The sequence below is a fragment of the Flavobacterium sp. IB48 genome (genome assembly GCF_016405855.1).
Classification (GTDB): domain Bacteria; phylum Bacteroidota; class Bacteroidia; order Flavobacteriales; family Flavobacteriaceae; genus Flavobacterium; species Flavobacterium ginsengisoli.
This window is the reverse complement of the sequence record NZ_JAEFCA010000004.1, coordinates 443,291-457,302: the sequence shown is the minus strand read 5'-3', so window position 1 is coordinate 457,302 and position 14,012 is coordinate 443,291. Positions and strand designations below refer to the sequence as shown.

At 33.2% G+C, this 14,012-nt stretch carries 13 protein-coding genes; 5 read left to right on the top strand and 8 right to left on the bottom strand.

What is annotated here, in order from left to right; translation table 11 throughout:
- Window positions 1-49 precede the first annotated feature (49 nt).
- Window positions 50-343 carry a DUF4834 family protein gene (locus tag JC605_RS15485; protein ID WP_111378714.1) on the bottom strand — a complete coding sequence of 98 codons (294 nt, stop codon included), beginning with the start codon at window positions 341-343 and terminating at the stop codon, window positions 50-52.
- 123 nt (window positions 344-466) lie between these two features.
- On the opposite strand from JC605_RS15485, the gene JC605_RS15480 reads away from it, so the two are divergent.
- Entirely contained in the window at window positions 467-1,435 is a 969-nt protein-coding gene (locus JC605_RS15480; protein WP_198857057.1) for a transporter, read from the top strand.
- Window positions 1,436-1,486: 51 nt separating this feature from the next.
- Window positions 1,487-2,605 (top strand): GTP cyclohydrolase, encoded by a 1,119-nt coding sequence (locus tag JC605_RS15475; RefSeq protein ID WP_198857056.1) that lies wholly within the window; start codon window positions 1,487-1,489, stop codon window positions 2,603-2,605.
- Window positions 2,606-2,929: 324 nt separating this feature from the next.
- On the opposite strand, the gene JC605_RS15470 is transcribed toward JC605_RS15475, so the two are convergent.
- Both JC605_RS15470 and JC605_RS15465 read right to left on the bottom strand, forming a co-directional pair.
- Complete coding sequence (locus JC605_RS15470) at window positions 2,930-3,418, bottom strand: hypothetical protein (protein ID WP_198857055.1); 489 nt, start codon at window positions 3,416-3,418, stop codon at window positions 2,930-2,932.
- A 123-nt stretch (window positions 3,419-3,541) separates the two neighbouring features.
- Window positions 3,542-4,801: an aminotransferase class I/II-fold pyridoxal phosphate-dependent enzyme gene (locus JC605_RS15465; RefSeq protein WP_177210237.1), complete on the bottom strand. Its 1,260-nt coding sequence runs from the start codon at window positions 4,799-4,801 to the stop codon at window positions 3,542-3,544.
- A gap of 256 nt (window positions 4,802-5,057) precedes the next feature.
- Here JC605_RS15465 and nirK point away from each other — a divergent pair, with 256 nt between their 5' ends.
- The 3 genes from nirK to JC605_RS15450 are packed head-to-tail and all read left to right on the top strand — an operon-like array spanning window position 5,058 to window position 7,913.
- A complete protein-coding gene (gene nirK / locus JC605_RS15460) occupies window positions 5,058-6,503 on the top strand; it encodes a copper-containing nitrite reductase (RefSeq protein WP_198857054.1) in 1,446 nt (481 codons plus the stop codon).
- A 16-nt stretch (window positions 6,504-6,519) separates the two neighbouring features.
- Entirely contained in the window at window positions 6,520-7,299 is a 780-nt protein-coding gene (locus JC605_RS15455; protein ID WP_198857053.1) for a formylglycine-generating enzyme family protein, read from the top strand.
- Window positions 7,300-7,316: 17 nt separating this feature from the next.
- Window positions 7,317-7,913 carry an SCO family protein gene (locus JC605_RS15450; protein WP_198857052.1) on the top strand — a complete coding sequence of 199 codons (597 nt, stop codon included), beginning with the start codon at window positions 7,317-7,319 and terminating at the stop codon, window positions 7,911-7,913.
- Window positions 7,914-8,236: 323 nt separating this feature from the next.
- On the opposite strand, the gene JC605_RS15445 is transcribed toward JC605_RS15450, so the two are convergent.
- From JC605_RS15445 to JC605_RS15425, 5 genes are all read right to left on the bottom strand, one after another.
- Complete coding sequence (locus JC605_RS15445) at window positions 8,237-9,460, bottom strand: hypothetical protein (RefSeq protein ID WP_198857051.1); 1,224 nt, start codon at window positions 9,458-9,460, stop codon at window positions 8,237-8,239.
- A gap of 341 nt (window positions 9,461-9,801) precedes the next feature.
- Complete coding sequence (gene ric, locus JC605_RS15440; RefSeq protein ID WP_198857050.1) at window positions 9,802-10,533, bottom strand: iron-sulfur cluster repair di-iron protein; 732 nt, start codon at window positions 10,531-10,533, stop codon at window positions 9,802-9,804.
- 25 nt (window positions 10,534-10,558) lie between these two features.
- A complete protein-coding gene (locus JC605_RS15435; protein WP_198857049.1) occupies window positions 10,559-12,793 on the bottom strand; it encodes a nitric-oxide reductase large subunit in 2,235 nt (744 codons plus the stop codon).
- Between the two features lie 91 nt (window positions 12,794-12,884).
- On the bottom strand, window positions 12,885-13,412 hold the full coding sequence (gene azu / locus JC605_RS15430; protein ID WP_198857048.1) for an azurin: 528 nt from the start codon (window positions 13,410-13,412) through the stop codon (window positions 12,885-12,887).
- 20 nt (window positions 13,413-13,432) lie between these two features.
- Window positions 13,433-13,882, bottom strand: a complete 450-nt coding sequence (locus JC605_RS15425; RefSeq protein WP_198857047.1) for an Rrf2 family transcriptional regulator — start codon at window positions 13,880-13,882, stop codon at window positions 13,433-13,435.
- Window positions 13,883-14,012 lie beyond the last annotated feature (130 nt).

Genomic DNA, 14,012 nt, shown 5'->3' with positions numbered 1-14,012 from the left:
TTTTGGCTAGTTTGGGTTAAAATGAATCCTAAATTTTCAGGACACAAATCTAATCTATTTCTTCGTAATCGACATACTCTCCCACTTTTTTGGTTTCGCGCGGATTTTTAGCATTAGCAGTATTAATGATTATTTCATCATTATTATTTGTATTGCGATTGTTCTGATATGTATTGCCTTGATTATACTGCTGTTGTTGTCTTTGAAAATTTTCACTAGCATTTTCTACTGCCTTTTTAACCAATACTGGCAAAAAGATTCTAGCTAAAAATTTAAAAATGTAATAAAAAGCTATAACCCACATGATGGTCTTAAACAAACCTGAAAATGATGCTTCTTGCATAACTATATATTTTTTTCCAAAATTAATAAATCCATTTCTTAAAAATAAAATATGAATCTTAAATAAATAATAAAATATGTACATTTGAAATGCGTTATTATTTTTTAACCCAAAAAAATTTATATGTTCAAAATTAAAAACTTACTTGCCCCGGTACTTTTTTTTATTCCACAACTGTTTTTTGCGCAATATACTGACGTTATTAATTCCAATCGCCCAGGAGAAACCATGTCGGCATATGCTGTTGGAAAATCTGTAATTCAGGCCGAACTTGGCGTTTATGGCATTAAAGAAAAACACGATTTATTAGGATATGATGCAAGCGGATTCGGCACAGATCTTACCATTCGTTATGGAGCTTTTCTCGAACAATTAGAATTTATTGCTGACTTACAATACCAAACAGAAAGCTTTGACACTCCGTACATTAGCTACAAAAAAAATAACTTTAGACAAACGGTTTTAGGAGCTAAATACCTTATTTATGATCCTTATAAAAATTATAAAAGAGAAGTAAACATTTACAGCTATAAAGCCAATCGTAATTTTCAATGGCGCGAGTTAATTCCAGCTGTTTCTGTTTTCGCAGGTGCTAATTTTGTTGGAGCAAATAATCCTTATTACTTTTCTCCTGATGGTGCTATTTCTCCAAAGGTTTCGTTGATTACTCAAAATTTATTGGGAGGCGGCGCTTGGGTTTTTGTAACCAATATTATTGCAGATTATATTGGAACAGACTATCCAAGTTACGGATATGTATTAACTTTGACGCACGGATTTAACGACAGATGGTCTGGTTTTGTTGAAAATCAAGGATATAAAAGCGATTTCTATAGCGATTCAATTCTTCGCGGAGGAGCTGCTTTCCTTCTTTCTTCCAACATGCAAGTTGATGCGTCGATAAGTACTAATTTTAAAAATACGCCATCTATTTTATATGGAGGTGTAGGTGTATCATGGCGTTATGACGGATGGTACAAAGAAAAACAAATTGAAAATAAAGCTGCAGACAGAGCTAAAAAGAATCCTGATAACGACAAAAAAGTTGATTATCAGGAAAAAGAAAGAAAACGTAAAGCAAAATACGAATAAAGCGTAAAATAACCCAGAGTCTTTTTATTAAAAACTCTCAATACCACCTTAATGATTACAATTAAAGAAGCCAAAAGCAAGAAAGAATTAACCGAATACATCAAATTTCCTTTTTCATTATACAAGGACAATCCGTATTGGGTGCCACCCATTATTTCAGACGAATTGGAATCTTTTGATAAAACCAAAAATCCAGCATTTGATAATGCTGAAGCTTATTTTTATTTAGCTTATATGGACAATAAAATTGTTGGACGTATTACTGCTATCATCAATTGGGCTGAAGTTAACAATCAGCATAAGAGAAAAGTGCGTTTTGGATGGTTTGATGTAATTGATGATATTGAGGTTACAAAAGCATTGCTTGAAAAAGTTTTTGAATTAGGAAGAAAACATAATTTAGAGCATGCTGAAGGACCAATGGGCTTCTCTAATTTAGATAAAGTAGGAGTTCTGACAGAAGGATATGATCAAATTGGAACTATGATTACATGGTACAACCACGCTTATTATGTAACGCATTTAGAACAATTAGGATTTCAGATTGAAAAACAATTTATCGAAAGTATATTTCCTTTCTCAAATGTAAAACCAGAGTTTTTTCAAAAAGCTCAAGAACTAATCAAAAAACGCTACGGATTAAAATCTCTTACGTTTACCAAAACAAAAGACATTATGCCTTATGTAGACGAAATGTTTGATTTGTTCAATGAATCTTACGAAAAACTGGCTTCATTTGTAGCAATTTCAGATGTTCAAAAAGAATATTTTAAAAAGAAATACATTAGCTTTATCAATCCAGAATACATTAAATTCGTTTTAGACAAAGACGATAAGCTAGTAGCTTTTAGTATTGTAATGCCGAGTTTTGTAGAAGCGTTGCAAAAAATAAGAGGTAAATTATTTCCGTTTGGTTTTCTGCAATTACTAAAGGCTAAAAAACATAGTAAAGATGTTGTTTTTTACCTCATCGGAGTTCATCCTGAATATCAGAATAAAGGTGTAACCGCTATTATTTTTGATGAATATTACAAGACTTTTTCTGCCAAAGGAATTCAGACTTGCATTAGAACTCCAGAGTTATTAGAAAATAATGCCATCCATTTACTTTGGAAAAACTTTGACCCAATTATTCACTGTCAGAGAAAGACTTATTTGAAGAACCTTTAAATTTAGTTTTCAGTCGCAGTCTCAGTTTTCAGTTATTATGGACTTAAATAAATCTTCAATAATAGTTTGCGACGAATGTCGTAGCGAATTTTACGTAGATTCATCTGTCATGAAAAACCTATGTCCAGAATGTGCGCATTATATTTATGGATATGAAAATTGCAAACACGAATTTAACAATGATCGTTGCTCAAAATGTTACTGGAACGGAAATTCTAGCGATTATATAAATAGACTTAAGTCTACAGATAAATCATAATTTCAAAAATAAAAAAATCCATTCGCCCCCAAACGAATGGATTTTTCAATTTATAAAACACATCATTACTCTACTTTGCAATCTACTTTAACCAAAGTATTTTTAGCATCAAATTTTAGTTTTGATTTATCTTTAAAAGAAACTTTATTATTTGCTTCTACAACATCTCCGTATCCTTCAATAAAAGTTCCGTCTTTTTGTAGAAAAACAACTTCTCTTACAGAAGAAACTCCTTCTGAATTAAAAGTATAATCGGCAACTAAAGTATCACCTTTCATATTTCCTATTAAAGTTCCTTCGTTTTTATCTTTTCCAACCAAATTATAACTTAGTTTTCCGTTTACTTCCTGATGGGAATTAACATTAAAACTCATTTCTATTACGCTTCCGTTAGATTTCCAAGCGTAGCATTGATCTCCAGCTGGTTCTAAAATTTCAGCTTCTTTTGGCGGACTTGGTGTAATTTGTACCGGTTCTGTTTTTGTTGTTTCTTTTTTACAAGAAGCAAAAATTGACAAGACAAGTACTGCTGTTAGTGTTAGTACTTTTTTCATAATTCCTCATTTTTATTTTGTGATTATGATATAAAGTTACCTCAAATAAAAAAAAATCCATTCGTAGAACAAATGGATTTTTTTACATAATTCCCATTTAAGAGAATCTATTTTTAGTGAAATTTACGAAACATCAACAGTTGTACGTTCAGCAATTTCTTTATAAGTTCCGTTAGTCAATTTCTCACGAATTGCCTCGAAAGCTGTTAAAGTCTCTTCGATATCTTCTAATGTGTGAGAAGCTGTTGGGATCATTCTCAATAAGATAATTCCTTTTGGAATAACTGGATAAACCACGATAGAAAGGAAAATACCATAATTTTCTCTTAAATCGTTTACCATCACCATTGCCTCAGGAATACTTCCTTCTAAGTAAACTGGCGTAATACAAGTATTTGTATCTCCAATATTAAATCCTTTTTCTTTAAGACCGTTTTGCAATGCATTTACGTTTTCCCAAAGTTTATCTTTAATTGCAGAAGATTTACGCAACAATTCTAAACGTTTCAAAGAACCAATTGTCTGAATCATTGGCAATGCTTTAGCAAACATTTGAGAACGTAAGTTGTATTTCAAATAATCGATAACCGTTTTATCTGCCGCTACGAAAGCTCCAATATTAGCCATAGATTTTGCAAAAGTAGAGAAATAAACATCGATTTCATCTTGAACTCCTTGCTCCTCACCTGCTCCAGCACCAGTTTTACCTAATGTACCAAATCCGTGAGCATCATCTACTAAAAGTCTGAAATTGTATTTTTCTTTTAAAGCAACTATTTCTTTTAATTTTCCTTGCTGTCCGCGCATTCCAAAAACACCTTCAGTAATAAATAAAATACCTCCGCCTGTTTCTTCTGCCATTTTAGTAGCACGCTGCAAGTTTTTCTCCATACTTTCCAAATCATTGTGTTTGTATGTAAAACGTTTACCCATGTGTAAACGAACACCATCAATGATACAAGCATGTGAATCTACATCATAAACAATAATATCATTTTTAGTAACCAAAGCATCAATAATAGACACCATTCCTTGGTAACCAAAATTCAATAAATAAGCAGATTCTTTCATTACGAATTCAGCCAATTCATTTTCTAATTGTTCGTGATACGTAGTGTGTCCAGACATCATACGAGCTCCCATCGGATAAGCTGCACCAAACTGAATTGCTGCATCTGTATCTGCCTGACGAACTTCTGGATGATTAGCTAAACCTAAATAATCATTTAAACTCCAGTTTAAAATATTTTTTCCGTGAAATTGCATTCTAGGACCCAACTCTCCTTCTAACTTTGGGAAAACATAATAACCTTCTGCTTGAGAAGCCCATTTTCCTAAAGGTCCTTTATTGTCCTGAATTCTTTCGAATAAATCTTTTACCATAATATATGTAGTAATTTTTTTTACTTTATCAGCGAGCAAAAATAATCAATATTAATTTAAAATGAAGAGCCTCAATTATTTTTATTGAAAAATATTATGCTATCATAAAATAGTAAGATTTTACATATATTAAATTAATACCCAAAAAGTCTTTAGCTCTGTAATGATGTAAAAACATGATTAATATCATAATAAAGGACAAATAAGTCTTTTATTTTTGTTTAGAAATTTAACCCAAAATAAATCTAAACATATCATGAAAAGAACTAACAAAACCTGGATTAAAACAAGCGTTCTTATCTGCTCGTTATTTATGCTGTTAATTTTAGCAAGTTGTAAAAAAGAAGAAGCTAAAAATTATGCAAACATTATGACTGAAGGTGAAATGGATGCTGAACTTACATCGCCTCCTCACGTTCCAAAACCAGTCGGAAACAGAACAGCGATGAAACTGAAACTAAACATGGAAATTAAGGAACAAGAAGGTACAATGACTGATGGTGTAAAATATACCTATTGGACATTTGGAGGTTCTGTTCCAGGAAGTTTTATTAGAACCCGTGTTGGTGATGAAGTTGAATTTCACTTAAAAAATCATCCTGATAATAAATTACCTCACAATATCGATTTGCATGCCGTAACTGGACCAGGTGGTGGAGCAACCTCATCTCTTGTAGCGCCAGGACATGAAAAAGTTTTTAGTTTTAAAGTGATAAATCCTGGATTGTATGTGTATCATTGTGCGACAGCTCCCGTAGGAATGCACATTGCAAATGGTATGTACGGATTGATTTTGGTTGAACCAGAAGGCGGACTTCCTCCAGTTGATAAAGAATACTACGTAATGCAGGGTGATTTCTATACGCAAGGCGAATATGGCGCAAAAGGTCTTCAGCCGTTTGATATGAACAAAGCCGTAAAAGAAACTCCTGATTATGTTGTTTTTAACGGAAAAGTAGGTTCTTTAACCAATGGAAATGAATTAACAGCAAAAGTTGGAGAAACTGTTCGTCTGTTTGTTGGAAACGGAGGACCAAACTTAGTTTCTTCTTTCCACGTTATTGGAGAAATTTTTGACAGTGTGCATATAGAAGGCGGAAGTGTTGTAAATAAAAATGTGCAGACAACTTTAATTCCTGCCGGTGGAGCTGCTATCGTCGATTTTAAAGTAGAAACTCCAGGAACTTTTATCTTGGTTGACCACTCTATTTTTAGAGCATTTAATAAAGGTGCGTTGGGAATGTTGAAAGTGGAAGGGAAAGAAGATAAAAACATTTATTCTGGAACAATCCAAGAAGGTATTTATTTACCAGAAGGAGGAACAATACAGAAAATGCCTGGAACGGCAGCAACAAAAGTTACTGTTCCGAAACGCACAGTCGAAGAGAAAGTTAAAATTGGTAAAGAAATCTTTGGAACAACTTGTTTTGCGTGTCACCAATCTGAAGGGCAAGGAATACCGAGCACTTTCCCTCCTTTGGCAAAATCAGATTATTTAAATGCCGATTCTAAACGCGCTATTAAAACGATCTTACACGGTTTAACTGGAGAAGTAACCGTTAACGGTAAAAAATACAATAACGTAATGCCTGCTCAGAATTTATCTGACGATGAAATCGCAAATGTTCTAACCTACATTTATAACAGTTGGGGGAATAACAAAACTGAAGTTACGCCAGAAATGGTAAAAGCTTTAAGATAACAGCAAAACTTCTAGCATGAAAAAAACCCTTTTCATACTTACAATTCTCTTTTTCTCTGCAGTTAGTGTCATGAAAGCTCAGGAAAAAGGAATGGTTTTCATAAAAGAGGGATCTTTTGTCCCTCTTTATGGAGCCGTTTCTAAAAACCCTGTAACGGTAAATTCTTTTTACATAGACATTTATCCTGTAACAAATAGTGAGTTTTTAGAATTTGTCAAAAAGAATCCATCGTATCAAAAATCAAAGATTAAAGGAATTTTTGCTGATAAAAGTTATCTCTCATACTGGACAAATGATTTTGATTTTGGAAATGCAAAACCTAAATCGCCAGTAACAAGCGTTTCTTGGTTTGCTGCAAAAAAATACTGCGAGTGCCAAGGAAAACGTTTGGCAACAATGGATGAATGGGAATATGTGGCAATGGCAGACACTAAAAAAATAGATGCTAGAACCAAAAAAGAATTCAACGAATACATTTTGTCTTGGTACGAGAAATCAAGAACGTATGAAAATGAAATTGGAAAAACTTTCAAAAATTACTGGGGAGTTTACGACATGCACGGTTTAGTTTGGGAATGGACATCTGATTTCAACAGCATTTTTTTATCAGGAGAATCTAGAAAAGACAAAAGCACTGACAAAAATCTTTTCTGCGGAAGCGGATCAGTTAATGCTTCTGATTTAATGGATTATGCCGCTTTTATGCGTTACGCATTCAGAGGAAGCTTAAAAGCGCAATATTCAACACGAAATCTTGGGTTTAGATGTGCTAGCACAACAAAACCAAAAATCTAATTTAAAATTAGTTTACAATGAAAAAAATAGCAATTGCTTTTCTTCTCTTATTTTCTTTTTACAGCTGTAAAGAATCTGATAAAAAAGAGGTTAAGACAGAAACAAATAAAGAAATAAGCGATTTATCGATTTATAATCTTCCTTCAAAATGGACGACACAAAATGGAAAAGATATTGAATTAAAATCGCTAAGAGGAAATGTTCTCGTAATGGTAATGATTTATACAAGCTGTAAAGCTGCCTGCCCAAGATTAGTGGCCGATATGCGCGATATTGAATCTAAACTAGAGAAAAAAACAAAACAGCATGTCAAATTGATTTTGGTCAGTATAGATCCGAAAACAGATACGCCTGAAAGATTAAAATCGTTTGCAATTGAAAATAAAATGAATCAAGATCCTTGGATTTTTCTTCGTTCATCTGAAGAAAACACTAGAGAATTTGCGGCAGTTTTGGCTGTCAATTATAAAAAAATCTCTCCAATAGATTTTTCGCATTCTAATATTATTAGCGTTTTTAATCCAGAAGGAGAATTGGTATTTCAGCAGGAAGGTTTAGGAGTTAATAATGAAAAAACAATCGAAACCATAAATTTAGAAGCGGCAAAAATATAGATATTTAAATAGGTTAATTAGTAAGGAACAAGAGCAAGTTTAGAAATAAAGTTGACTCTTGTTTTTTATTTATCTAAAAAGCTAAGTTAAGCTTCGGAGAAGCGAAATATTTATAGAAAAATCTAAATCACCCACATAGAAAGCTCCAGCGGAGCGAAATATTTATCAGGTTAACAAATTACAATCCTAATATATGATTCTATAAATATGTCGCTCCGCTGGAGCTTTTTATCTTCGCCAAACGTTTTCTATACATATTTCGCTTCTCCGAAGCTTTATAATATTATCATCCCTCTTCTATAAATATATCATTTCTCCGGAACTTATTTATTGAAATTATTGGAATGAAAATTTACTAGTGATGCCATTATTAAAACCAATCCCAAAACCAAAAGAATACTCAATATCAAAATACTTTGAAAATATCCTGGAATTGCTCCTTCTCCAAAAAAGAAAAACCAGCCTTGAAGAAACAATAAAACTTCTGTAAAAATATATCCTGAAATAAAACACTTCACTCCTATTTTTAATATTGAAGAATCAGCAGAAAGCATTTTATTCTGCAATAAAATTCCAAACAAAAATCCTGTTATAATTCCTAAAGTCGTTAAATGAATAAATCCAATTACAAAATTTCTGATTTGATGTGAAACTTCTGCCAGATTAGGAAAAAGAGTCAGCAATTGAATTCCTACTTTCAAAAACAAAGAACATAATGCCAAACCATAAACCATTTTAGTCGTTTTATCTAAAGTGCTTTTAAAATGACTAATTTGAGGTTGGAGCATTTTATAGAAATAAATAAAAGCTCCTAGCTGAATCAAAACTCCCAAAACATTAATATAACTTAAAACATCATTTTCTATAAACCAGCGAACTGGAAAACAAACCGTCAGTAACGTAGAAACAACCATTAGAAAGTAAAACTTCTTAAACTTTACCTCATCAATTTTATTTTGAAATTGTTTTAAAAACAAAGCTAAAATTGCCAATATAAACCAGCCATTAAATTGAAAATGAAGAAAAAACTGAATCGCTATCTGATAAAAAGCACTTTGTTTTCCTAATGTGCTTACAGCTGGGCCAAGACACCAAACGCCTAAAGTCGATAAAACCATAAATAAAATCGAAACCGACAAAAGTCTTTGCGATGGAGATTTATCTCTTAAACAATCTTTCCAAACCAAACGGCAAAAAACATAACTCAGCAAAATATGCATGGTTGAAAATACAATCGAAAACAAAGCATATCCTTGAATTGGAAAAGCAATCATCATTCCGATAACTGAAAACTCCGTCAGCCAAAAAAGACGGTTATAAATTGGTCTCTGGCTTTTTTCTTTTGGAATAAAAAAATGAACCACCAAAACATAAACGATCATATAAACCCAGCCTAACATGGCAACATGCGAATGCGCATGAAGCAGAAAACTATAATTTAAAAAATCTAAAGGAAACAGATACATAAACCGCATTAACAATCCGAAAACACAGGCAATCAGAAAATTAAAAAAACAGCAAAGTATCCAGCTTTTTTGAGAATTCATTTTAAAAATATTTTTTTAAACACATAGAAAAGTAGATTTTATTTTTTCTGCGCAATCTTGTCATTTCGAGGAACGAGAAATCTTCGTGAGAAACTCTACAAAGATTGACTTTTAGCGACGGAGTTACTTGCGAAGATTTCTCGTTCCTCGAAATGACAAGCGTTGTCGAAAAGTTAAATAAAGAGGAAACTAACTTCTTTTTAAACCCTTTTTCAAAATCAAAATCTATGTTTCTATATGTTTAATTTCAATTAAAAATAACATTTCTTGAAAAATAAAACACCGATAATTATCATTTTAGAGGATTATTACCGATGTTTTCAAACTATTAAAATTAACCTTTATTCTACTTCAATAAAGTCTTTTTCTAGCGTCACAGCTTTTGGAAATAAGATATTATTTTCCAAATGAATATGCTTGTGTAAATCAGCTTCAAACTCTTTCAGCATAGCAAAAGTCACTCTGTAAGTCGTACAAGCATCTGCTGGCGGAGTGTAATTATTGGTCAATTCTGCAATTTCTCTAAAACGTTCACCCTCATTGTCATGTTCGTGCATCATCATTGCAATCGGATTTGAAACGGTTACAAAAGATGGCTGAGATAAAATCCCGTCTGATTCTTTGGTTTTAACCATTCTTTTTACAAATGGAAATAAAATCAATTCTTCTTTTTTCATGTGCTGAGATAATTCTCCTGCACAGCCAATAAACAATTCATTGATTTTAAATAACTCAGGATGATTTGCTCCATGCACCTTGCATAATTTATCTAAAAACGGCAATAAAACGTTTATTTTTTCTTCTACATATCGGTGATGTGTTTTCTCAATATAATCTGCCAATAAATCTAATGGCCATGAATTGAAATCAATGCTTCCACTATTTTCTGATTGTACAACTTGCAGCACATTTTCCAATAAAGCATCTGCGTCGATATTTTGCTTTTCGCATACTTCGGTTACTGTTCGGTTTCCTTTGCAGCAAAAATCTATTCTATATTTTGAAAAAACTGCAGCCGTTCTAAAATCCTCAGCCACAAAAGATCCTATTGTTTTGTTTTTTAAATTTTCCATGATAATCAATTTATATTTTTGTGTTTTATTTTTTGTTTTTTAATGTCAGTTCAAATACAAACCAGGCCATCGTTATAAACCCGATTCCGAAAATTGAATCTCCAATGGCGCGAAGCCATTTTAAAGTAATCATTGCTGGCTGCTGCATTAATTCTGATGAACGAGCATACCACATTCCGTGACTAATACTTTCAATTGCCTGCCAAACTCCAATTGGTAATAAACTCAAGATTGCCATTAGAAATAAACCAATATTTAAAGACCAGAAAGTAATTTTAAGCAGTTTTGTATTCCAGCTTACATTTCTATATAAACTTCTCAACACGAATAATACTAAACCAATTCCAAGCATTCCGTAAACTCCGAACAATGCAGTGTGTCCATGTAAAGGCGTTGTGTTTAATCCTTGAACATAATACAAGGCAATTGGTGGATTAATAATGAATCCGAAAATTCCAGCACCAAGGAAATTCCAAAACGCTACAGAAATCATAAAGTAAATTGGCCATTTGTAATCTGCAATCCATTGCGTTGATTTCGAGATTTTATAGTTTTGATACGCTTCAAAACCTATTAATGTTAACGGAACCACTTCTAAAGCGCTAAATGTTGCTCCTAAAGCCATAATCGCCGTTGGTGTTCCTGAAAAATACAGGTGATGAAATGTTCCTAAAATACCTCCAGACATGAAAATAATGGTTGCAAAAAGTACATTTAAAGTCGCTGTTTTCGTTTTCAATAATCCCAAACGAACAAACAAGAACGCAATTACAACTGTTGCAAAAACTTCGAAGAAACCTTCAACCCAAAGATGAACTACCCACCATCTCCAATATTCGGCAATTGCTAAATTAGTCTGTCTTCCCCACATTAATCCAGCTCCGTAAAACATGGCGATTGCAGTACAAGAAACTAAAAACAAAATGATTAAGTTTTTCTCTTCTGTTTTTTTCTTTAAAACTGGAAGTAACGGACGAATCATTAAAGCCAACCATAAAAACAGTCCAACTAAAAGGAAAATCTGCCAGAAACGACCTAAATCAACATATTCATAACCTTGATGTCCGAACCAGAAATTTTGAACTAAATTTAATTTCTGCATTACTCCAAACCATTGTCCAGCCATAGAACCTAAAACAATAATCAACAGTGCAACAAACAAGAAATTGACACCAAAACATTGAAATTTAGGATCTTTCCCCGAAACAGCTGGAGCAATATACAATCCTGTTGCCAACCAAGCTGTAGCAATCCAGAAAATCGCCAATTGTGTGTGCCATGTACGCGTTACAGCATAAGGCAGGATTTTATCAATCGGGATTCCGTATAAACCATTTCCTTCCACTCCATAATGCGCTGTTATAATTCCGAAAACCATTTGCAGAACCATCAGCAAACTTACAATCCAGAAATATTTGGTCACCAAGCCCATAGATTTGGTTTTGCCTTGCTTAATCAATGGATCTTCTTTTGGAAGCGGAAATTCTTCTTCTTCACCCGATTTTGCATGATAGAAAACTAAGATTCCAACGCTTAAAATCAATAAAATTATGCTTACTCCAGACCAAGCCAAAAGTTCTGTTGTTGCTTTATTCCCAACCAATTCATCTGACGGCCAGTTGTGTGTATACGAAATATCTCCATTAGGACGATTGGTAACTGTTGCCCAAGTTGCCCAAAAGAAAAAGGCATTCATTTTATGCATTCTCTCCACATCTTTAATCGAGTTTTTCGGAATCGCATATTCTTCTCTCAACTTATCAAATTGAGGATCATTTGTAAAAAGTCCTTTATAATATTCGCTTAAATACTCAATTGCGGCCAAACGATTTTCCGAAATGGTGAGCACTCCTGTCTCAGCATCGTATCGATTGGTTCTTAAATCTTTCTGCAAACGAACCTTAAGAGCCGATTGTTTTTCGGCGTCTAATTCATCATATTTTTGATTAAAATCTTTCTTAGCATAAATATCCAATATAAAAACGGCTTCTCTATGCAACCAATCTGCGGTCCAGTCTGGGGCCACATAAGCGCCGTGTCCCCAGATAGATCCCACTTCCTGGCCACCTATACTTTGCCAGATATTTTGTCCGTCTTTAATTTCGCTTCCGCTAAAAACGGCTTTACCAGAATCGGTTACAATTTCTTTCGGAACTGGTGGTGCCTGCTGATAGATTTCGTAACCATAATAACCCAGCACTGCAAATGATATACTCATTACCAATGCAAAAACCAGCCATAATTTTTTTTCTCTTTTCATTCTTTTCCCATTCAATAAAAGACATTTTTATCCTTTATTAGTTTTTAAAAAAACTCCAAAGCCAGTTACAGCATTTGGAGCTTTTGATTATTTACTCTACAATTAGCATACCTTTCATCATGGCTACGTGACCAGGGAAAGAACAAATAAATGGATATGATCCTTTTTTATCAATTGTAAACTCGATTGTATCTTCTTCTCCACCACCAATTAATTTAGTATGTGCAATGATTGAAGCTTTTTCAGATTCAGGAATATAATCAGTTGCTTTGGCATCATTCGCTTTTAAAGCAAAAGCTGCTTGGTCTGTTCCTTCTTGCAAAATCACTAAATTATGTCCCATTGCTTCTTTCGGGATTTTACCAACGTGTTTCAAAGTCAATTTGATTGGTTTTCCGGCAACAGCTTTCAATTCATTTACATTAAATTGCATTTGGTCATTTCCTTCAATAACTAAAACATTTTCTTCTGTGGCTGCAGCCGCTGGAGCTTGTTCGCCTTCAGTAGAAGTTTCGGTTGTTTCTGTCGGTTCAGCTGGAGTAGTTTCTTTTTTACCGCAAGAAGTAACTGCTAAAAATCCCATTAGGATTAGTACTGAAATTTTGGTTTTTGTATTCATTTTTAAGATATTTAATAATATTAATTGTTCGCATTTGTCGCTTTAAGAAAGAAATCTCCCGATTTCACATCAGAAGCTAACTGTTCTAAAGTTGTATTTTTAAGCATTTCTAACAGCAGTCCTCTTATTTTCTTAAACTCGTGATGAACTGGGCAAGGATGTTCTTCTGAGCATTCTTTTAATCCGATTCCACAACCGCTGTAAATTTTGTTTCCATCAATAGCATCAACAATCTGAATTAACTTTATTTTTTTCGATGCTTCGGGCGAAACTTCAAATCCGCCCCCAACTCCTTTTGTTGAATGAATTATGCCGCTTTTGGTTAAAACCTGCATAATCTTGGCTGTAAATGGTTCTGGCGAATCAATTTCTTTCGCAACATCTTTTATTCCAACCCTAATCCCTTTAGACGATTTGGTTGCAATAAATATTGAAGCTCTTATTCCGTACTCACACGCTTTTGAAAACATACATCCCTAATTAATTCCACACAAAGATATACAGGTTTTAAATAAAAGACAAATTTATCTTTAATTATTTTTCTAATGATCAAATATTATTTATAATGAAACTAATTAGTGCCAATAATTACACATATTC

Bases quoted from the DNA above. Each gene is read 5' to 3' on its own strand.
- JC605_RS15485 (WP_111378714.1), bottom strand. From the start codon at position 343: ATGCAAGAAGCATCATTTTCAGGTTTGTTTAAGACCATCATGTGGGTT.
- JC605_RS15480 (WP_198857057.1), top strand. From the start codon at position 467: ATGTTCAAAATTAAAAACTTACTTGCCCCGGTACTTTTTTTTATTCCA.
- JC605_RS15475 (WP_198857056.1), top strand. From the start codon at position 1,487: ATGATTACAATTAAAGAAGCCAAAAGCAAGAAAGAATTAACCGAATAC.
- JC605_RS15470 (WP_198857055.1), bottom strand. From the start codon at position 3,418: ATGAAAAAAGTACTAACACTAACAGCAGTACTTGTCTTGTCAATTTTT.
- JC605_RS15465 (WP_177210237.1), bottom strand. From the start codon at position 4,801: ATGGTAAAAGATTTATTCGAAAGAATTCAGGACAATAAAGGACCTTTA.
- nirK (WP_198857054.1), top strand. From the start codon at position 5,058: ATGAAAAGAACTAACAAAACCTGGATTAAAACAAGCGTTCTTATCTGC.
- JC605_RS15455 (WP_198857053.1), top strand. From the start codon at position 6,520: ATGAAAAAAACCCTTTTCATACTTACAATTCTCTTTTTCTCTGCAGTT.
- JC605_RS15450 (WP_198857052.1), top strand. From the start codon at position 7,317: ATGAAAAAAATAGCAATTGCTTTTCTTCTCTTATTTTCTTTTTACAGC.
- JC605_RS15445 (WP_198857051.1), bottom strand. From the start codon at position 9,460: ATGAATTCTCAAAAAAGCTGGATACTTTGCTGTTTTTTTAATTTTCTG.
- ric (WP_198857050.1), bottom strand. From the start codon at position 10,533: ATGGAAAATTTAAAAAACAAAACAATAGGATCTTTTGTGGCTGAGGAT.
- JC605_RS15435 (WP_198857049.1), bottom strand. From the start codon at position 12,793: ATGAAAAGAGAAAAAAAATTATGGCTGGTTTTTGCATTGGTAATGAGT.
- azu (WP_198857048.1), bottom strand. From the start codon at position 13,412: ATGAATACAAAAACCAAAATTTCAGTACTAATCCTAATGGGATTTTTA.
- JC605_RS15425 (WP_198857047.1), bottom strand. From the start codon at position 13,882: ATGTTTTCAAAAGCGTGTGAGTACGGAATAAGAGCTTCAATATTTATT.